15 protein-coding genes are annotated in these 19,582 nt (G+C 69.6%); 6 read left to right on the forward strand and 9 right to left on the reverse strand.

What is annotated here, in order from left to right; genetic code table 11:
* Positions 1 to 18: 18 nt before the first annotated feature.
* From BQ2383_RS00545 to wecB, 6 genes are all read right to left on the reverse strand, one after another.
* Positions 19 to 444: a hypothetical protein gene (locus BQ2383_RS00545; RefSeq protein WP_091027572.1), complete on the reverse strand. Its 426-nt coding sequence runs from the start codon at positions 442 to 444 to the stop codon at positions 19 to 21.
* Between the two features lie 12 nt (positions 445 to 456).
* Positions 457 to 984 carry a cytochrome C5 gene (locus tag BQ2383_RS00550; protein WP_091027574.1) on the reverse strand — a complete coding sequence of 176 codons (528 nt, stop codon included), beginning with the start codon at positions 982 to 984 and terminating at the stop codon, positions 457 to 459.
* A 37-nt stretch (positions 985 to 1,021) separates the two neighbouring features.
* Entirely contained in the window at positions 1,022 to 2,152 is a 1,131-nt protein-coding gene (locus BQ2383_RS00555; RefSeq protein WP_091027576.1) for an MFS transporter, read from the reverse strand.
* A gap of 159 nt (positions 2,153 to 2,311) precedes the next feature.
* A complete protein-coding gene (locus BQ2383_RS00560) occupies positions 2,312 to 2,842 on the reverse strand; it encodes a hypothetical protein (RefSeq protein WP_140403273.1) in 531 nt (176 codons plus the stop codon).
* A complete protein-coding gene (locus BQ2383_RS00565) occupies positions 2,842 to 4,188 on the reverse strand; it encodes a glycosyltransferase (protein WP_091027580.1) in 1,347 nt (448 codons plus the stop codon). Before BQ2383_RS00565 ends, BQ2383_RS00560 begins: the two co-directional genes overlap by 1 nt.
* A 36-nt stretch (positions 4,189 to 4,224) precedes the next feature.
* Positions 4,225 to 5,376 (reverse strand): non-hydrolyzing UDP-N-acetylglucosamine 2-epimerase, encoded by a 1,152-nt coding sequence (gene wecB, locus BQ2383_RS00570; protein WP_091027583.1) that lies wholly within the window; start codon positions 5,374 to 5,376, stop codon positions 4,225 to 4,227.
* Between the two features lie 173 nt (positions 5,377 to 5,549).
* On the opposite strand from wecB, the gene BQ2383_RS00575 reads away from it, so the two are divergent.
* The 4 genes from BQ2383_RS00575 (at position 5,550) to BQ2383_RS00590 (ending at position 9,829) form a co-directional block, all read left to right on the forward strand.
* A complete protein-coding gene (locus BQ2383_RS00575; protein WP_091027585.1) occupies positions 5,550 to 6,287 on the forward strand; it encodes an SGNH/GDSL hydrolase family protein in 738 nt (245 codons plus the stop codon).
* Between the two features lie 104 nt (positions 6,288 to 6,391).
* Positions 6,392 to 7,132 (forward strand): peptidase E, encoded by a 741-nt coding sequence (locus BQ2383_RS00580; RefSeq protein WP_091027587.1) that lies wholly within the window; start codon positions 6,392 to 6,394, stop codon positions 7,130 to 7,132.
* Positions 7,129 to 8,484: an anaerobic C4-dicarboxylate transporter family protein gene (locus BQ2383_RS00585; protein WP_091027589.1), complete on the forward strand. Its 1,356-nt coding sequence runs from the start codon at positions 7,129 to 7,131 to the stop codon at positions 8,482 to 8,484. The genes BQ2383_RS00580 and BQ2383_RS00585 overlap by 4 nt, the downstream gene beginning before the upstream one ends.
* A gap of 1 nt (position 8,485) precedes the next feature.
* A complete protein-coding gene (locus tag BQ2383_RS00590) occupies positions 8,486 to 9,829 on the forward strand; it encodes a threonine/serine ThrE exporter family protein (RefSeq protein ID WP_091027590.1) in 1,344 nt (447 codons plus the stop codon).
* Positions 9,830 to 9,843: 14 nt separating this feature from the next.
* Here the strand turns inward: BQ2383_RS00590 and BQ2383_RS00595 are convergent, their stop codons facing one another.
* Positions 9,844 to 10,341 carry an ECF transporter S component gene (locus tag BQ2383_RS00595; protein ID WP_167381502.1) on the reverse strand — a complete coding sequence of 166 codons (498 nt, stop codon included), beginning with the start codon at positions 10,339 to 10,341 and terminating at the stop codon, positions 9,844 to 9,846.
* Positions 10,342 to 10,492: 151 nt separating this feature from the next.
* Between BQ2383_RS00595 and BQ2383_RS00600 the strand changes: the two genes are divergently transcribed.
* Positions 10,493 to 13,024, forward strand: coding sequence for a LuxR C-terminal-related transcriptional regulator (locus BQ2383_RS00600; protein WP_244175831.1), 2,532 nt, complete (start codon positions 10,493 to 10,495; stop codon positions 13,022 to 13,024).
* 94 nt (positions 13,025 to 13,118) lie between these two features.
* On the opposite strand, the gene BQ2383_RS00605 is transcribed toward BQ2383_RS00600, so the two are convergent.
* Positions 13,119 to 18,314 (reverse strand): isopeptide-forming domain-containing fimbrial protein, encoded by a 5,196-nt coding sequence (locus BQ2383_RS00605; RefSeq protein WP_244175832.1) that lies wholly within the window; start codon positions 18,312 to 18,314, stop codon positions 13,119 to 13,121.
* A 238-nt stretch (positions 18,315 to 18,552) separates the two neighbouring features.
* On the opposite strand from BQ2383_RS00605, the gene BQ2383_RS00610 reads away from it, so the two are divergent.
* Complete coding sequence (locus BQ2383_RS00610; protein ID WP_091027597.1) at positions 18,553 to 19,062, forward strand: hypothetical protein; 510 nt, start codon at positions 18,553 to 18,555, stop codon at positions 19,060 to 19,062.
* Between the two features lie 13 nt (positions 19,063 to 19,075).
* On the opposite strand, the gene BQ2383_RS00615 is transcribed toward BQ2383_RS00610, so the two are convergent.
* Positions 19,076 to 19,582 (reverse strand): DUF1016 N-terminal domain-containing protein, encoded by a 507-nt coding sequence (locus BQ2383_RS00615; protein WP_244175834.1) that lies wholly within the window; start codon positions 19,580 to 19,582, stop codon positions 19,076 to 19,078.

Here is a 19,582-nt window from a genome sequence, read left to right on the forward strand (position 1 = left end):
TCGGATAGTCGCCCGCCGTCAAGAGCGTGGACGGTCGGGGCCTGACCTCGCGCGCATCGTTCGGACCGCGGCCGGAAGAACGACCATCCCGAGCACCCAGAACACCGCGCCCCAGATCAGCGCATCGCCGATGAAGGGCAGCCACTCGTACGAGGTCGGATAGGGGATGCCGGTGCGACCGGTGAGCCGCAGGGCGACGTCGGCCGGATACGCCGTGAAGGGGTTCGACGAGTGGTCCTGCGTGATCCAGGGCAGAGGAAAGCCGAACGGCACGGACGAGAGGTCGGCATCGGATGCCACGGACACGCGTTGCGCGGTCGTGATCCACCACGTCACCACGACGCCGACCGCCGTCGCGCCGATCGCGGACAGCAGGATGCCGCCGCGTCCCGGCCGGCATGAAACGGCCGGTGAGGCCGAGCGAGAAGCGGCGATGTCTTCCATGCGATCGAGCGGTCAGTCGTCGGCGCGGCTGATCTCGTCGAGCAGGTCGTCGAGGGTGTCGAGATCGACGGTGGCGGTGCCGTCGATCTCGCGCACCTCGACGCCCTCGACCTCGAGCTCCTCGTCGAGCTGCACGAGGATCCGCGACTCCGGGAACTGCTTCGGCGCGACGAACGCGAGCAGGGCGGCATCGGCGAAGACGACGACCGACGTCGCCTCGAGATCGTCGCGCAGGTCGATCTGCTCGATGACGGGCTCGTCGTCGACGGCGTCATCGATGTCGGTGGCGACCTCGTCGACCACAGCACGCCACCGGGTCTCCCCGACCGAGAGGATCCGCGACACCGCCGCGATCAGCGCGTCGTGATCGACGTCTTCGCCATGCTCGTCCAGCTCCGGGTCGACGTTCACGTTCACCACGGTGCCGGCCGCGTCGATGCTCGCACGCCCGTAGACGAGACCGTTCTCGGCGACCGGGTCTTCGAGCAGCCCGCTCTCGACGATGCGGGCGAGGAGCGAGTCGAGCACAGGCGAAGTCATACCCCCAGTCTTTCGCATCCCTCGCGTCACGGGGCGATCATCGTCGCAGCAGCGGCGTGAGCACGACGCCGACGGCGGTGATCCCCGCCGCGATGAACAGCACGCCCGGCGCACCGACGCCGGAGTACCCGATCCCGGCGAGCACGGGCCCGCCGACCGCGCCGAGGTTCAACGCCGCCGTGGCATACGCGCCGCCCAGAACCGGAGCGCCCTCGGCCTGGCCGACGATGCGCGCGATCAGCGCCGAGCCGACAGCGAACGACAGCAGCCCGCCGATCAACCCGCCGAGGAACACGGCCGGCACCGACGCGGCGGCGAGGCCGAACACCACCCAGACGACGGTCGTGGCCGCGGCACCGACCACGATCCATGTGCGCGCCCAGCGGGCACCCCACCGACCGGTGGCGGCCACCCCGAGGAAGGCCCCGACTCCGAATACGGCGAGGAGCACCGGGATCCAGGATGCCCCGACCCCGGCATCCGCCCCGATGACGGCGAGGAACGTGAACACCCCGAAGGTCGCGGCGTTCACGAGCACGGCGAGCACCACGGCGACGAGCACCGGACGACGACGCAGCTCGGAGACCTCCGCGCGCACGTCGATCCGCGGCGAGCGCGGAACGGCGCCGAGCGTGCGGTCGAGGAGCAGCGCGACCACGGCAGGGAGACAGAGCAGCACCACGGCCCAGAAGGTCGAGCGCCATCCGAAGGCGTTCGCGAGCATCGCACCGGCGGGGACGCCCACGATCGTCGCGAGCGTGGTGCCCGCGAGCAGGACCGCGACGGCCCTGGTCGTCTGCGCCGGTGCGACGATGCCCCGCACGGTGGCCAGAGCGATCGCCAGGAATCCGGCGTTCGCCAGCGCGGCGAGCACCCGCGTGACCAGCAGCAGGGAGAACGACGGCGCGAGCGCACCGACCACGTGCGCGGCGATGAAGATCACGAGGAGCAGCACGAGGGTCTGCCTCGGACGCCAGCGGCTGGCGAACACGGCCATCAGCGGCGCACCCACCACCATGCCCACCGCGAACGCGGAGGTCAGCAGGGCGGCGGTCGATGGGTCGACACCGAGATCGGCGGACAGGGGGAGGAGAAGACCGGCGAGCATGAACTCGCTGGTGCCCTGGGCGAAGATCGCCAGAGCGAGGACGGGGATGAGGAACGGCATGGAGCATCCAGACGCGCAGAGCCGCGGGCGCTGCGAAACGCACCGAGCGGCGGGTGAGTGAGGTCGACGAGGATGCGGGGAGCACACGACGTGTGCTCACACCCGCGATCTAGCGTCTATCCGACTCAGGGCTCACCCGCCCAGCGTATCCGACGAGGATCAGCCGGTCGGCGTCCGCCTCCGGCCGAACAGGGGCAGGTCGGCCATCACGATCACGAAGACCAGGTAGGCGGCGCTGAACCCGAGGACGCTCAGCACGGACCCGCCCAGACGCAGGGCGACCTCGTAACCCTCAGAGGATCCCGCCGTCACCGCTCCCCACCCGATGGCGCCGAGCCGCACCTGATTCGTCACCAGGATCAGCACCGTGGAGAGGACCACCGACATGCACACCCGCAGCCCGCTGACGCGTGTCGCAGCCAGGATCACACCCCCCAGCCCCCACAGCGGCGCAGCGAGGAAAGCCACCGGGGACTCGACCGCCGCGGTGAATGCGCCAGGGGTGATCGTGGGCAGCCAGAGGCGAGCGACCTCCGTTTCCAGAAAGACGACCTGCGGCGCCAGGAAGACGAGCACGACAGCGGTGGCGATCAACCCCACCCCCGCGAACAGCCGCACCTTCATCGAGAGCGAAGAGCGGCGAGGAGTCCTGACGCGAACGGTGGGAGGCAGGGAAGCCGTGGGCTGCATCAGGCGTCCTTCGCGATCGGACCGGCCACATCGATCTCCCCGTTGCGGCGGGTCTTCGCCCACCCGTTCCGCCCTCGGACGATCCGGTAGAGCGCGCGGGCACCCGTCAGATAGACGTAGTAGTCGTACACCCACATCCCGAAGCCCCAGAGGATGCCCGTCCAGAATCCGGCATCGGGCTCGCTGTACCGACGGTAGAGCGGCCCCCAGATGAAGAAGGGGCCGATGCCGAAGAGAAGGAAGAGGATGGCGAGGACGGGCAGGAGGCTCCAGGGGAGGGCGAATGCCCCGGAGGCCACCCCCACGATCGCTCCGACGACCAGGGTCACAGCGGCGAGGCTGGCCACCACCTGGAAGACCGGCAGGAGCAGGTAGTAGCAGATCTCGAGAATGCCGGCGTTCGTGAGCATCGGAGAGCGCACGATCTCGGGGATGTAGCGGATGCACTGCATGTTTCCCTGCGCCCAGCGTGTGCGTTGGACCGTGAACCGTCGGAAATCGTGCAGCGCCTCCTGGGCGACGTAGGTGTCGTGCAGGTGTCGGTTCTTATGCCCGGCCAGCAGCACGTGGATGCCCAGCTCGTAGTCCTCCAGAAGCGAACCGTGCCACGGCCTGTCGGACCTCGCGGCGATGTCATCCAGAACCGAGAGGCGCGTGAACTGGCCGTTGCCGCCGAGGCCCACGGTCTCGGTCCATCCGCGGAGGGACTGGATCGCGGCGATCGGCCCGCGGAACTCGAGGTCCTGCATCCGGATGAGGAATCGCCCGAACGTGTTCCGGGCCCATCCCGCTCCCGGGACGGGTTGCCGGTCATCGCGGTTCTTCATGTAGACCGTGACCTGCGCCGCCCCGACTTCGGGATCTCCGAACGCGTGGGGTGAGGCGGCCTTGCGGAGGATGTTCTCGGCCACCTCGCCATCGGCATCGACGACGCACACGACGACGCGCGAACGGTCGGTGTCGGCGGGAAGGAACGCGTTCAGTTCGAAGTACGCGGCATTGAGCGCATCCCCTTTGCCGGTCCTCGCCTCGGGGCGCCGGCGCTGGACGAGATGCACGAAGGCGTCCGCCTCGGCGGCCGACTGGACGATCGACGCGGTGCGGTCGTCGCTGTCGTCGTCGATCACCCAGACGTGTGCCTCCGGCACCGTGGAGCGGAGCATCCGGATGGTTCGCGAGATGACGACCTCCTCATCTCGGCACGGCACGAAGATGTGCCATGCGAAGGCATCCACGCGACCATCGGGGTCCGGCGTGCGGCGCACGAAGGGAACGATGATCATGAAGACGTAGACGAGGAACGTCAGCGTGACGATGAACGAAATGGCGCTAGCGGCGACGAGCATCGCGACCTCGAACAGCGGCGGACAGCCGAGGACGCATCATGCGCTCTCGTCGCGGGCGGCGGCGACGGCGGATCGGATGTGCTCCGCGATGCGCTCCGTGGCATGGCCGTCGCCGAACGGCGACGGCAGGGCATCGAGGTCGGCGAGAGTGCGGGTCACCGTCGAGAGCAGGGCGGCTGTCTCTCGCGCCAGCATCTGCGGGGAGACCAACTGGGTGAAGGAGCCCAGCGCCTCGGGCCGTTCGGTCGAGTCGCGGACGACGAGGACCGGTCGTCCGAGCACCGTCGCCTCCTCCTGGATGCCGCCCGAGTCGGAGACCAGCACCGCCGCGTGCGACGCGAGAGCGAGGAACCGTTCGTAGGTGTACGGTTCCTCGGCGATCAGCGCATCGAGCAGGTGGTCGGCATCCAGCGCGGACAGCATGGCCCGGGTCCGCGGGTGCACGGGGAACACGACCGGCCACCCCGACGCGGCGATCTCGTTGAAGGCGTGCAGCGTGGCGAGGAGGTTGTCCGGGGAATCGACGTTCTCCTGCCGATGCAGCGTGGCGAGCACATACACGTCGGGCTCGAGGCCGAGACGCTCCAGCTCGGCGACGTCGGATCCGGCGGCGGCACGCTGTGTCCGGACGGCTTCGACCACCGGGTTCCCGGTGACGAGGATGCGCTCCTCGTCGATGCCCTCCGCGAGCAGGTTGGCGCGGTTCGCCGGGGTCGCCGCGAACAGGTCGTCGGCGATGTGGTCGACCATGATCCGGTTGTGCTCTTCGGGCATCCGGCGATCATTGGCGCGGAGCCCTGCTTCGACGTGACCGAGCCGCACACCCGAGGCGTTGGCGGCGAGCGCGGCTGCGATCGTCGCGTTCGTGTCTCCCTGCACGACGACGTAGCTCGGCTCGACCTCGGCGATGGTCTGCGCGATCTGCTCGGCTCCCCGCCCGATCTGCGCGGCCCGCGGGAGTCCGCCGACACGGAGCTGGCGGTGCACCCGCGTGATTCCGCAGGACTTCAGGAACACCGCCGACATGTCACGGTCGTAGTGCTGGCCGGTGTGGACGACATAGGCGGCCTCGCCCAGGCTGCGCACCAGCGGGGCGAGCTTGACGATCTCGGGGCGGGTGCCGAAGACGATCATCACCGACGAGCGCGGTAGTTCGACGCCTGCGGACGGTGCGGAGCACTTGTTCATGGGTACCTCGATCGGCCCCCGGGTGGGTTACCCGTGGCCGATGTGATGAGTGGTGAGCGGTGGTCCGGACGACGGTACCTTTCCTCCACGGCATCCCTCGATCGAATCCGTTTTCACATATCGACGTTCCGGCATACATCGGCCGAATCGCCCCGGCCGATAAGCTCGGAGCCGTGTCGAACGCCGCATCCTCCGCTCCCGCATCCGCCGCCTCCGACCTCGGCCGCCTCGCCGCCGCGCTGGCCGATCCGATTCCGCTGAACTGGATCATCACGGGCGACTCGATCACGCACGGCCTGGTGCACACGCACGGTGGGCGCAGCTACCCGGAGCACCTGCACGAGCTGATCCGCGGCGAGCTGGGACGCGTGCGGGACGTCGTGCTGAACACGGCGATCAGCGGCAACCGCATCGTCGACCTCCTCGACGACTGGGACCGCCGCGTCGCATCCTGGCAGCCGGATGTGGTCACCCTCATGATCGGCACGAACGATGCTTCCGACGGCGGCCCGCGCGAGGTGATCTCGGCGGCGGACTACGCCGGATCGCTGCGGGACTTCGTGACGCGGGTGCGCGCGCTCGGGGCGATCCCCGTGCTGCAGACCCCGCCGGCGATCGACACCCGCAACGCCCCGGAGCGCGCGCGGATCGGCGAGTTCGCCCAGGCGGTGCGCGAAGTCGCCGCGAGCGAAGACGTGATCCTCGTCGACCAGTTCGCGCGCTTCGCCGAGCTCGGCGCCGGCGGAGTCCCCTGGGGACTCATGAACGACCCGTTCCACCCGAGCGCCACCGGCCACGCCGCCCTGGCCCTCGAGCTCGCGAACGTGCTCGGCCTGCGCCCCGACGGGCCTCGGGCGCGCACGCACGCCCTCCTCGAAGGCCTCGTCGCCACCGCGCGCGTCAACGGCTGAACAGCCCGGCCGACGGGTCGCCCTTCCGGGGTGAAAGCACTCTGGACGCTGGCCGCGGTGCGCCGCTAGGTTGAGCGCATTCGCAGTCGTCGAGAGGTGGGGGCATGTCTCACGTGGTGGCAACCGGGGCCGGCAAGGCCATGATGGAGCGTCGGAACGATCCGACGCACGACTACATCCTCGAGCTGACCGGCAAGGAGCGACCCCGGGTCCTCTTCGTCGGGACGGCGACCGGCGATGACGCCGCGTACATCCTGAGCTTCTACTCCACCTATGACTCGGACCGGTGCGCGCCGCACCATCTGCCGCTGTTCCATCGGGCGGTGGACGACCTCGCGGGCTTCGTGAAGGGCTTCGACGTGATCCACGTCGGCGGCGGCAACACCGCGAACATGCTCGACGTGTGGAAGCGGCAGGGTCTCGACGAGATCATGCGCGAGATGTGGGAGGACCCCGACTCGAACGTCGTGTTCACCGGAGGCAGCGCCGGCGGCATCTGCTGGTTCGAGGGCGGCACGACCGACAGCTACGGCCCGACCCTGCAGGTGCTGCCCGAGGGGCTCGGTTTCCTGCACGGCAGCTTCTGCCCGCACTACGACGCCGAGGATCAGCGGCGTCCGCTCTTCCACGCCTCGCTGCTGAGCGGCGAGCTCTCGACCGGATACGCGGTGGGCAACCTGCAGTCGCTGCACTTCGAGAACTCCGAGTTCGTCACCGCGATCAGCCCCGTCGAAGACGCCCTGGCGCTCCGGGTCGAGGCGATCGACGGCAAGATCGTCGAGACGCAGCTGTCGACGAAGGTACTCACGGGGAACGCCCCGATCGCGAAGGGGCCGTCGTCATGAACGACAACGTGTGGATCCTCATCGCGCAGCTGATCGTCGTCATCGGCGCGATCTACATGGGCACCCGCACGAGCGGGATCGGCCTCGGTGTCTGGGGCCTGGTCGGCGTGGCCGTGCTCATCTTCGTGTTCGGCGAAGCGCCGGGCAATGCCCCGGTCGACGCGGTCTTCATCGTCATCACGGTCATCACCGCGGCATCCACCATGCAAGCGGCCGGCGGCATCGACTGGATGGTGTCGGTCGCGGCGAAGGTGATCAGACGCAAGCCGAAATCGGTCGTGTTCCTCGCCCCGGCGATGTCGTTCCTCTTCACGGTCGGTGCGGGTACGGGGAACATCTTCTACCCGCTGCTGCCCGTGATCTACGACGTCTCGTACCAGCAGAAGATCCGCCCCGAGCGCGCCCTGTCGGTCTCGGCCGTCGCCTCGCAGGTCGGCATCCTCTGCTCGCCCGTCTCGGCCGCGACCGCCTCGATGGTCGTGCTGCTCGCGCCGCAGGGCGTCGACCTCGGCCAGCTGCTGCTGATCATGTGGCCGGCATCGATCGCCGGACTCTTCGTCGCGGCGCTCGTCATGATGCGGCACGGCAAGGACCTGGAGGACGACCCGGAGTTCCAGCGCCGTCTGAAGGAGGGGCAGATCAAGCCGCCGCAGACCGACGCGCACGAGAACAAGCTGCCGAAGACCGCCGTGCTCTCGGCCACGCTCTTCCTCATCGGCGTCGGGGTGATCGTGTTCTTCGGCCTGTTCGAAGGACTGCGCCCCGTGATCGGCACCGACGACGCCGGCGACCCGGTGCGCCTCAGCGTCACGGTCATCATCGAGGTCACGATGGGCATCATCGCCGCCCTAATCTTCGTCTTCTGCAAGGTCAAGGCCGCCGACGTCCCCAAGCAGCCCACCTTCCCCGCCGGCATCGTCGGTGCGATCGCCCTCTTCGGTATCGCGTGGCTCGCCAACACCTTCGTCGCGGCGAACCAGACGCTCATCGTCGACGGGCTCGGATCGGTCGTCTCCGGATCGTCGGCGTTCCTCGGGGCGCTGCTCTTCGCGATGGCGCTGTTCGCGGTCGCGATGCTCACCACCAGCCAGTCGAGTGCAACCAACGCGATCGTCCCGATCGGCATCACGATCGGGCTGCCGGCGCCGCTGCTGGTGGGACTGTGGCCGGCGACCATGGGCATCTACACCCTGCCCGCCAACGGCAGCCAGGTCGCCACCGTCGCCTTCGACCAGACCGGCACGACGAAGATGGGCAAGTACGTCTTCGACCACTCGTTCCAGCTGCCGAACCTCATCTACGTGGGCGTCGCCATCGTCGTCGGGGTGGGTCTCTCGTTCCTGATCAGCTGACATGACCGACACCGTCGACCGTTCGGCGCTCCGCCAGTTCCTGCTCGGGCTCGCGCAGGGGATGAACGCGTCGGCGGAGTCCGTCGACCGCATCCGCGACACGCTCACCGCCGTCGCCCGGGCCTACGGTGGCGACGACACCGATTTCGTCGTGCTGCCGACGATCATCCTCGTCGAGACCGGGGAGTCGGATGAGTCCAGGGTCGCCATCCGCTCGGCGACCAACGCCTCGTTCCGGTTCGATCAGATCGCCGCACTGTACGACCTGATCGGCGAGGCACGGACCGGCGGCGTCCCACCGCTCGACGGCATCCGCCGGCTGAACGAGATCGGGGCGATGCGGCCTCGACTCGGCTGGTTCACGCGCACGCTCGGACACGGAGTGCTCACCGCCGGTCTGGCGCTGCTGTTGGCCCCGACCTGGCAGGGCGTGATCGTCGCGTTCATCCTCGGATTCGGGATCGGACTGCTGAAGCTCGTCCGGTCCCCGACACTGCAGTTGATCCTGCCGATCGCGGCGGCCTTCGTGTGCGCGGGCGCGGTCTTCCTCCTCGCGGAGGTGATCGAGATCGGCGACCCCATCCGTCTGCTGATCGCGCCGCTGGTGACCTTCCTGCCCGGAGGTGTGCTCACCACGGCGACCGTCGAACTCGCCGCGGGCCAGATGATCTCGGGGGCCGCGCGTCTCGTCTACGGGTTCGTGCAACTCGCGCTCCTGGCCTTCGGCATCCTCGCCGCCGGTGCCGTCGTCGGGGTGGAGTCCCGGTCATACGAGCCGCTCCCCGCCTCCTCCTTCCTCCCCTGGTGGGTCGGCTTCCTCGGCGTGCTCGTGTTCGCCATCGGCAACTATCTGCACTTCTCCGCCCCCGCCTCGACGTTCGGATGGGTGCTCCTGGCACTCGTGGTCGCGTACGTCGGCCAGTGGGCCGGAACCGAGTTCATCGACCCCACGATCGGCGGGTTCGTGGGCGCCGTCGCCGTCACCCCGGTCGTGTTCTGGATAGCCGGCTTGCGCCACGGGGCCCCGTCGCAACTCACCTTCCTCCCCGCGTTCTGGCTGCTCGTGCCGGGCGCCGCCGGCCTCGTGGGTCTCACCGAGGCGTTCGCCACCGACAACGGGCTCGCCGACTTCACGGCGGCACTCACCTCGATCATGTCGATCGCCCTCGGCGTGCTGATCGGCACCGCGCTGTACCGGGTCGTGCATCACGGGGCCGAGGAGTTCGTGCAGTTCGCCGTGGCGCTGCCCGCCGCTCCGGAGGCGGAGAGGGAGCCGACCGTCTGGTCGCGGCTCACCGAACCCTGGCGGCGGCTGGGCCTGAACCGGGCGGATCGCCGGAGGTAGGCGATGCGGACCGGCTAGCGGGCCACGCCGGCTCGCGTCAGGAGCCGCCGGAGGGCGATCACCACGGACGCGATCGCGAGTTCGCCGACGATCCGCGCGGCGAGTGTGGCCAGCAGCACCGGCGGGACCAGATGGTCGGGTGAGAAGACCGGGAGCGCGACGAAGAACAGCACGACGCCGACGATCGCGCCGGCGAGCAGGATGCGGGCCGCGGTCGGCTGCTGCCCGCGCCGCAGGGGCAGCGAGAGATCGAGCGCGAGCCCGGCGATCAGCATGGGCACGGCCGCCAGCGGCCCGATGGGCGAGACGGCGGAGGTCAGGAGCCCCGTCACGAAGGCCGCGAACGTCGCCATTCCCGGGGTCCGGGTGATCACGCGCGCGAGGAACGGCATCAGACCGTGGATGCTGGCGACCAGCGCGTACGCCGGAGGCGAGGAGACCGCGAGCACGCTCGTGATCGGCACGAGGGCGACGAAGAGCAGGGACTGGACGGCGCCGAAGGCTGCGGTCACCAGGAGCGCACTCGTCGGTATTCCCCGGGCTCTCTCCGGCCTCTCCCCATCCACCCCTCGAGCTTAGAGCGGCGCCCGAATCCACGGCCCATCCGCGCAGAGATGAACATCTCGGAATATCGTTGGTGTCGGGACCACTCGGGGAGGAACGATGTCGGCTGCTGCCGTGCGCACCATCACCGGCGTGCCCCGCATTTCCAGCGGGGTCATCCCGCGACCGCGCCTCACCGCAGCGCTCGAGAACGACAGTCCACTGACCGTGATCCACGGCGCGTCCGGCGCCGGCAAGACCGTGGCGATGGCCGAGTGGGCGCGCACCACCACCTCATCCGTGGTCTGGGTCTCCGTCGATGCGGATGCCGCGACGAGCAGTGGCCTCGCCCAGGCGCTGCTGCGCGCACTCGCTCGCACGGGCGTCGGGGACTTCCCCGACACGGGTGACCGCCCCTGGAACACGGTGTCCACGTTCCTGCGCGACCGGCAGGAGCCGATCGTCATCGTCCTGGACGATGCCGCGGGGTCGAGCCGCGAGAGCGTGTTCGACATCTGCCGCGTCGTCGCGGAAGCCCCGAACGCACGGCTCATCGCCGGGAGCAATCGACGCAGCGCTTTCGACAGCGAGGGACTCGACCTCGTCATCGACCGGACCACCGTCGCCGCCGACGATCTCCTCTTCGATGCGGAGGAGATCTCGCGCGCACTCGGCGTCGACGTCTCGACCGCCGAGGAAGTCCGCACCGCCACGGGCGGCTTCCCCGCGGTCATCCACGCCGCAGCGAAGCGCTCACCGCAGGGCGGGACGGGCTCGATCCTGGATGCCGCCACGCGTGCGCTCGAGGACTACCTGCAGTCCCGCGTCGACCGCTCCGATGCGGACCCCGCCGTGCGGACGGCGCTGATCCGCCTGAGCATCACCGACGCGGTCGATCCGGACCTCGCCCGCACGCTGACCGGGCGCGACGACGTGATCCCCCTGCTCGACGACGCCGAGGAGTTCGGCTTCGGGCACTGGTCCCGGTCGGATCCGCCGATCTTCACGTTCACGCCGGTGGCGACCGTGCTGCTGCGACGAGAGCTCCAGCGTTCGCATGCGCAGGAGATCCCCGGCTTGACCCGCGCCGCCGTCGACGGGGCCCTGCGCCGCGGAGCACCGATCGAAGCACTCCGGCTCGCGGTCGAGCAGGACGACCTCGCACTCGCTTCGCACATCATCATGAAGGGCTGGAATCACCTTCTCGAGAACGACGGCAAGGCGCTCGTCGGGTTGCTCGGCCGGCTCCCGGTCGCCCGCCTCAAGGATCAGCCGCTCATCGCCATGATCCTCGCAATCTGCTTCAACGCCAGCAAGCTGCGGCGCATCCGCGGGCTGCAGCTGATGCGCGTCGCCATCTCGGCCGCGAACTCCCGCCGCAAGCCTCCACCGGCGATGGAGCGCATCTTCATCTGGGCGGCCGAGAGCGCCGCCCTCCGGTTGATCGGGATGCCCGAGCGCGGCGGACAGGTCGCCTCGCGCGCCCTCGCCCTGTTCCAGGAGACCGATGAGGCGGAATGGGAGGCCTATGCCGCGGAGGTTCCACTGCTCTGCACGCACCTGGGGATCTCGCTCTACTATTCGGGCCAGCAGGAGAAGGCGGTCGAGTGGTTCGACTACGCCGCTTCCCTGGCGGCGGTGCACGAGATGCGCCATGCGTTCCACAGCATCGCCCTGCTCAGCGGCATCCACGCCCTGAACGGCGACATGCCCGAAGCGCTGCACTACGTCGAGCTCGTCCGGCAGAGCTCCTGGCCCCGCGAGCAGCTCGACGGATACCGCGGCACCTTCTACCGCGTCGCCGAGGCGCTGCTCGCGATCGAGGCTCAGGACCCCGAGCGGGCGCGGGAGCACATCCGCGCCTTCGGTCCCCACCGCGCGACGAGCGAGCACTGGGCCACGATGGCGCTCACCGAGGCCTGGGTCGCGCTCCACGCGCAGACACCCGCCGCCGGACTCGAGCAGCTCGAGTCGTTCCGCCGTCTGCGCGGACGGGAGGCGTCGTCGTCGCATGCGCGTCAGACGCTGAGCCGCCCGCGCGCGCTGCTGCAACTCGCGGTCGGTGACACCGCGGCGGCCCGGAGCACCGTCCAGCAGGACGCCCGCCCCGACCGCTTCGGCACCGTGGTGGAACGCGCCAGGCTCGCACTGGTCGAGGGCCGCGCGACCGATGCCTCCCGCCTGCTGGCCCAGACGCGACTCGAACCCGAGACACCCCGAGAACGCGCCGAGGCCGCAGCCGTGCAGGCGGCCGCCCTCCACCACACGGCCGGCGTCGCCGCGGCACGTCGGGCCGTCGAATCACTGGCCATCCAGTCCGCCGACCGCGAGCTCTCGACCCCGCTGACGCTCCTGCCCCCCGAGGACTTCGCCTTCCTCCGCGGTGTCCTCGCCGAGGAAGGTCGCGGGTCCCTGCCTGCGGCGGCGGTGCTCCCGTCGACGTCCGACCGACCGCGGCTGTCCTCCCGCGAGCGCGTGGTGCTCCGCGAACTCATGACCGGGGCGTCGCTGCGCACCATCGCGGCCGACCTGAACGTCTCCCCGAACACGCTCAAGACGCAGGTGCGCAGCATCTACCGCAAGCTCGACGCCGCGAACCGCGCCGACGCCGTGGAGAAGGCCGCGGCGTACGACCTGCTCTCGGAGGCCTAGCGGCCACGCGACGACGGGCGCTCGCGAGGCGAGCGCCCGTCGAGGGTGGGTCGCGTCTACGCCGCAGGCCGAGTGCCGCGCAGACGCGACCGCGTCAGGCCGTCATCCTCCGACGACGCACGAGCAGCAGCATCCCGCCCGCGAGCAGCAGGCTGACGGCGAGCCCGATGGCCCAGGGGGCGAGCTGCCCACCGGTGATCGCCAGCGGCGTCTGCACCGGGTTGCTGGTCGCGCTGGGCGGCGGCGTGATCGTCTGCCCGCCGGGAGGTGTGGCTGCCGCAGCCGCCACGTTCTCCAGCGTGGCACCGGCGGCATCCGCGTCGACGGTCACCGCGTAGGTGATCGTGACGGTCTCGCCCTCGGCGAGGCTGCCTCCCCAGCGCAGCATCGTGCCGTCGAGCACCGGAGCGGCGACGCCGCGGTCTCCCACCGCCGCCGTCATCGTCCCCGTGAGCTCGGCGTGGCGCAGCACCTGCCCGAGATCGTCGGTGATGACGACCTCGTCGAGCCGCGTCTCACCGGTGTTCACGCCCGTCAGCGTGTAGGTGACGACACTGCCGGCGGCAACCGCGGTGCCCGACCCCGGGTTCGAGGTCTTCTCGAAGGTGAAGCCCGGCTTGCCGACGCGGTGCTCGGTGACCGAGGGCGGTGGCGTGAGCCGGTCACCTCCGGGCGCGACCGCCGTGCCCTCCGCGATGTTCGCGAGGGTCTGGCCGCCGGCAGCACCGTCCACGGTCACCGAGTAGGTGATGATGACGCGCTGGCCGACAGCGAGGGGGCCCTGCCACTTGAGCGCATCGTCGCCCACGACCGGTGCTGCGACGGACGCGCCGTCCACCACCGCTGCGGCATCGTCGTTGTACTCGGCGTGTGCGAGGACGTTCGAGAGGTCGTCGCCGATCGTCACCGGGTCGAGCGCCGTCTGGCCGGTGTTGATGCCGGTCACCGTGTAGGTGATGACACTGCCCGGGTCGACCCGGCTCCCCGACGCGGGGTCGGCGGTCTTGACGACCTCGAAGCCGGGCTGGTTGACCGGGTTCTCCGTGCGAGCAGGCGGGGTCTCGATCGGCGGCACACCACCGGGAGGCGTCGCGCTGCCGGTCACCGAGTTGGCGATCACGGCTCCACCGGCGTCCGCCGCCACGGTCACGGAGTACGTGATCGTGACCGTCTCGCCGACCCGCAGGTCGCCGACCCACGAGAGCTGCTCGTCCGTGACGGACGGGGCGGTCACGGCCGATCCGGCGATCGTCGCGGTCGGGGCTCCGTCGAGCTCTGCATGAGCGAGCACGCCTGCGAGGTCGTCCACGATCTCGACGGAATCGAGTGCCGTCTCACCGGTGTTGGTGCCGGTGACCGTGTAGGTGATCGTCGCACCCGGATCGACGGCGGTGCCGGATGCCGGATCGGCGCTCTTCGACACCGAGAAGCCGGGCTCGTTGACCGGATTCTCCGTCGTCACGGGCGGCGGGGTGATCTCGGCACCGCCGGGAGGCGTCGCCGTGCCGGTCGCGGAGTTCTCGACGACCGTTCCGACCGCGCCGGGGCCCACCGTCACCGCGTAGGTGATAGTGACGGTCTGACCGACGGCCAGGGCACCGGTCCACGAGAGCTCGTCGCCGACGATCTCGACGGGCGCAGCGGCCGTGCCGCCGATGGTCGCGACAGCATCACCCGAGAGCGAGCCGTGGGCGAGGACCTTCGAGAGGTCGTCGACGATCGCGACCGGGTTCAGCGCCGTCTGCCCGGAGTTGGTGCCGGTGAGCGTGTAGGTGAGGACCTGACCGGGATCCACCGCGGTGCCCGAGGCCGGATCGACCGTCTTCGACAGCGTGAAGCCGGGCTCGTTGACCGGGTGCTCGGTGCTCGTCGTCGGCGGGACGATCGGCGTGCCGGGCGTGGTGGGGCTCTGCGGGTCACTCGGGTCCTGCGGGAACAGCGGAGTCGCCGTGCCCGATGCCGAGTTGCGGATGGTCTCGCCACCGGCATCCGCGTCGACCGTCACCGAGTAGGTGATCACGACGTTCTGGCCGGGCTCGAGGCGTCCGTTCCAGGCGAGCGTCGCATCCGTCACGTCGACGTCACCGCGCGAGGCGGAGGCGTCGTCGTTGAAGGCGGCGTGCGCGAGCGCGGCGGACAGGTCGTCCGTGATCGCGGCCGGTTCGAGCACCGTGTCACCGGTGTTCGTGCCGGTCACCGTGTACTCGATGACGCTGCCCGGATCGATGCGGGTGCCCGTGGCGGGGTCGGCCGACTTGGTGACGGTGAACCCGGGGTTGACCACGGGGTGCTCGGTCGTCGCGGGTGGCGGCGTCACCGGCTCACCGGGAACGGTGGGGCTCTCGGGATCGGTGGGATCGGCCGGGATGAGCGGTGTCGCCTCGCCCTGGGCGGTGTTGCGCAGCAGCACGCCGGTCGCGGTGTCGCTCAGCGTCACGGAGTACGTGATCACGACGTCGTCACCGGGGGCGAGGCTGCCGCTCCAGGTGAGGGTGGAGTCCACCACCTCGACGGTGCCGGTGGTCGCGGTGACGTCGCCGTTGTAGGCGGCATCCGTCAGCACGGCCGAGAGGTCGTCGGTGATGGTCGCGGGGTCGAGGACCGTGTTGCCGGTGTTCGTCCCGGTCACGGTGTACTCGATGGTGTCACCCGCCTGCACGGCGGTGCCCGACGCGGGATCGGCCGTCTTGGCGACCTCGAAGCCGGTGTCGACCACGGGGTGCGTCGTCTCGGCCGGCGGCGGGGTGAGAGGCGTTCCGGGTGTGGTCGGGCTGTTCGGGTCGCTCGGGTCCACAGGGATCAACGGAGTCGCCTCGCCGTCGACCACGTTGCGCAGCAGGGCGCTCTGCACGCCCTCGTCGACGGTCACGCTGTAGCGGATCGTGACGGACTCGCCCCGCGGAATCGATCCGGTCCAAGTGAGCGTCGCAGCGTCGACAAGGGCGGTGCCGCGATCGGCCGTGACGTCGTCGTTGTAGGACGCGTCGTCGAGGACACCTGCCAGGTCGTCGACGATCTGGGCCGGGTTCAGGTCGGTGTCGCCGGTGTTCGTTCCGGTGATCGTGTACTCGATCGTGTCACCGGCCTGCACGGCCGTGCCGGATGCGGGGTCGGCGGACTTGCTGAGGGTGAAGCCGGATCCGATGACCGGGTGCTCGGTGGTCGCGGTCGGCGGCACGATCGGGGTGCCGGGGATCTGCGGTCCGGTCGGGTCGGAGGGGTCGGTCGTGGTCGGGACGGCCGAGCCGGATGCCACGTTCTGCAGGATCTCTCCGGATGCCGTCTCGTCGACGGTGACCGAGTAGGTGATCGTCACGGTCTGGCCGGGCTGCAGAGCGCCGCTCCAGGCGAGGTCGTCTCCGGTGAGGGTGGCGGCGCCCGCGGTGACGGAGGTGCCGTCGATCGCGGTGGCGATGTCGGCGTTGTACTCGGCGTGCGCGAGCACACCGGACAGGTCGTCCGCGATCGCGGCCGGCGAGAGGGTGATCGCACCGGTGTTGGTGCCGGTCACGGTGTACTCGATGACCTGCCCGGGCTCGACGACGCTGCCGGCGATGGGGTCGGATGCCTTGTCGATCACGAACCCGGCGACCGGGTGCTCGGTGACGACGGCGGGCGGCACGATCGGGTCGAGACCGCCGGGAGGGGTGCCGGATGCCGTCACGCTGTTGGTGATGCTCGCACCCTCCACGCCCTCATCGACGATGACGGAATAGGTGATCGTGACGATCTGTCCGGGCTCGAGCGATCCGGTCCACGCCAGGGTTTCACCCGTCACGGTCGCTGCGCCCGAGGTGACCTCGGTGCCGTCGATCGCGGTGCTCACGTCGGTCTGGTACTGCGCGTCGTCGAAGACGCCGGCGAGGTCGTCGCTGATCGTGACGGGGTCGAGCGCAGTGTTGCCGGTGTTCTCGGCCTCGACGGTGTACGTGATGCGCTGGCCGGCGGTCACGGCCGCTCCGGCGGCGGGGTCGGAGGTCTTCCGCAGATCGAGCCCGGGAACGAGGCGGGCGTTGGCGAACGTGCAGACGACGTCGGTGCCGCGGGAACCGGCGGGCTGCGTGACGCGGTCGGATCCGTCGACGGCGACCGGGGTGGTCGAGCCGTCGGGGTTGAGCTGCTCGCACGTCAGGGTCGTCGCGTAGCGGTCGGGGTCCGCGGTGCCGGTCGGCGTCTCGGACAGGCCGAAGATATCGCCCTGGTTGGTGAAGACCGGACCCGCGTAATCGGGCTGGATGCCGGACGCGTTGCCCGTCGTCGTGCTGTTCGTCTGCGCGACCTGGTATCCGGCCGGAGACTGGATGCCGAGGGCGAACTGATCCGTCGCGGCCTGGCGCCCACCCGGAAGATCCTTCTTGAGGGTCATCGTGTTCGGGAAGGTGCAGCTGGACATGTCGGTCGGCGAGAAGGATCCGAGCGGGGTCGAGTTGACGGTCTCGCCGCGGGGCAGGTCGACCTCGATGATGCGGCTGCCGCCGCCCGAGACCGACACGAAGATGTGGCCGAGGTTGCCGAAGGCGATGCCGTTGCCCTGCACACCGTCACCCATGTCGTGCACCTGCTTGGCGCCGATGGTCGCCGTGCTCGGCGTGAGGGTCGCAGGCAGGTCGGCCGAGTAGATGTATCGGTCGGCGACGAGCACCAACTGTCCGGAGGCGCTGAACGCCATGTCGCCGTTCGCGCCGAAGCCGCTGCTGCCGCTGGTCGGGCGCAACGTTCCCACCTGGACGTAGGTCTGCGGGCTCGCGTTCTCGTTCCACGCGTAGAGGTTGATCGCGTTGTTCGTGGTTCCGCTCGCGAAGTAGTACACGCCGGTGACCGGGTGCACCGCGCCGCGGAGAACGGCGGAGGTGAGGCTGAAGGAGGTGCGGGTGGTCTGGTTCGAGACGCGGTCGTGCTTGGCCAGCACCTTGCTCGACGCGGAGTTGGTGACCGTGTAGGCGTACTGACCGTCGGCCGAGATGCCGAGACCGTTGTCGGAGTGGTCGGCGCCGAAGCCGATCGCGCCCAGTGTGCCGCCGTTGCCGGGGGCACCGCCCTGCTCGTTCACCGCGAACTCACGGATCTGCGTCGTGCTCTGCACGTACACGGCACCCGGGGTGCACAGGAACGGGTCGTCTGCGGCGGCCGGGGCGGCGGTGATCGTGCCACCGACGAAGATCATGGTCGAGGCGACCACCGCCGTGCTGGCGATGCCGGCGAGGAGCCGCTTCGCGCTTCGCGCCCACCGGCCCTTCCGACTCTCGGACGCCGACCCCGTCGGATGCTCCTGGGCAACACGAATTGTCAAGACTGCTCTCCCCTTGTACATACCGGGCGCGCACTCGCGCCACGGAAGGCCCCGCCCCCTCAGGCGACATGCTGACGGCTCGCATCGCAGATCGACGCGCGCGGTCAGGGCCTCCGCAAGCCTGCCCGGCGGGGAGGAAGGGGGATCGCCGATCGGCTGGTTTTCACCCCTGGTTTTCACCCCTCGGGGGTGGGGGTCATCGCTTCCGCTCAGACGTCTTGCCCTTTACGATTCGACTGTGCCCGCCCAGAATCAGCTCGAGCCCGTGGAGCTCACCGCAGCGGTTCAGGAGGGGACGACCATGGCCGCACGGGACTGGGTCCTGTTGGCGGTACAGATCTTTCTCACCGGTCTGATCACGTACATCGCGATTGACTTCTGGGCGATCACTGCGTCCGGGTACACGGAAGGGCTGCAGGTCGTCGGGTTCGCCATCGGATCGGCCCTGATCACGATCACGGCTTTCGTGATCGGCCTTCCTCTGCGCATCGTGCGCCCGGCCCGTCGGTGGTGGTTCCGCCACGGGATGTGGTTCGTCGCGCTCCTCATCCTGGGAGTCGGCGGAATGGTCGTGTCGTACTTCGTGGGCGACGCCGGACCCGTTCACTACGCCGACTCCGAGTGGCCTTCCACGGATGGCTACTCGCCGGACGATCGCCTCTTCGTGCCTTCACTCTTCGCGCTGGCGTTCGCCACGATGCATCTGCGTCCACCGCCGCGTCGGGAGCAGAAGACGATGAACGCGTGATCGCGATCGAGACCTAGAGAAGAGCAACCAGGATCGCTTCGACGTCGTCCATGTCGCACCGGTCGCGGTGCGGCCCCTTCTCATGAAGACGAGTGGTGATCTGGTGCTGGAGCACGGGTCTGCTCCAGCCGTGATGTGCATCTTTCGCCGCGTCCCAGTCGCGCAACTCCTGGTCGTCGAGCTTATCGAGCAGCTCGATCACGTGGCCCCATGGCAATTGTGCAATGGGTCGTTGCACAAGATCGGTTTCGTCGGGCCAGGCCTGGGCGAAGGCCCGCATGTAGAGCAGGTTCCGGCGGGAGAAGCCTCTCATCGTGGTGAACTCGGCACGCAGATCTGCGGCAAGTCGGTCCAGCACTTTCGCGCCCCAACCCTCCGCCGCCTGCCGGTCCAAGATTGTGCGACCGATGCGCCACCACAGCTGCAGAAGCTCGTTGTTGACCTTGCGCTGCACCTCCAGGCGCACGGCGCGCACGTGCTTCTTGAGGTCTTCGAGCGTGGCGGCGTAGTCGTCGGGCAC

The organism is Microbacterium oxydans, assembly GCF_900095745.1.
In the GTDB taxonomy this organism is placed as follows: domain Bacteria; phylum Actinomycetota; class Actinomycetes; order Actinomycetales; family Microbacteriaceae; genus Microbacterium; species Microbacterium oxydans_B.

Coding starts and splice junctions, on each gene's coding strand:
- BQ2383_RS00545 (WP_091027572.1), bottom strand. CDS start 444: ATGGAAGACATCGCCGCTTCTCGCTCGGCCTCACCGGCCGTTTCATGC.
- BQ2383_RS00550 (WP_091027574.1), bottom strand. CDS start 984: ATGACTTCGCCTGTGCTCGACTCGCTCCTCGCCCGCATCGTCGAGAGC.
- BQ2383_RS00555 (WP_091027576.1), bottom strand. CDS start 2,152: ATGCCGTTCCTCATCCCCGTCCTCGCTCTGGCGATCTTCGCCCAGGGC.
- BQ2383_RS00560 (WP_140403273.1), bottom strand. CDS start 2,842: ATGCAGCCCACGGCTTCCCTGCCTCCCACCGTTCGCGTCAGGACTCCT.
- BQ2383_RS00565 (WP_091027580.1), bottom strand. CDS start 4,188: ATGCTCGTCGCCGCTAGCGCCATTTCGTTCATCGTCACGCTGACGTTC.
- wecB (WP_091027583.1), bottom strand. CDS start 5,376: ATGAACAAGTGCTCCGCACCGTCCGCAGGCGTCGAACTACCGCGCTCG.
- BQ2383_RS00580 (WP_091027587.1), top strand. CDS start 6,392: ATGTCTCACGTGGTGGCAACCGGGGCCGGCAAGGCCATGATGGAGCGT.
- BQ2383_RS00585 (WP_091027589.1), top strand. CDS start 7,129: ATGAACGACAACGTGTGGATCCTCATCGCGCAGCTGATCGTCGTCATC.
- BQ2383_RS00590 (WP_091027590.1), top strand. CDS start 8,486: ATGACCGACACCGTCGACCGTTCGGCGCTCCGCCAGTTCCTGCTCGGG.
- BQ2383_RS00600 (WP_244175831.1), top strand. CDS start 10,493: ATGTCGGCTGCTGCCGTGCGCACCATCACCGGCGTGCCCCGCATTTCC.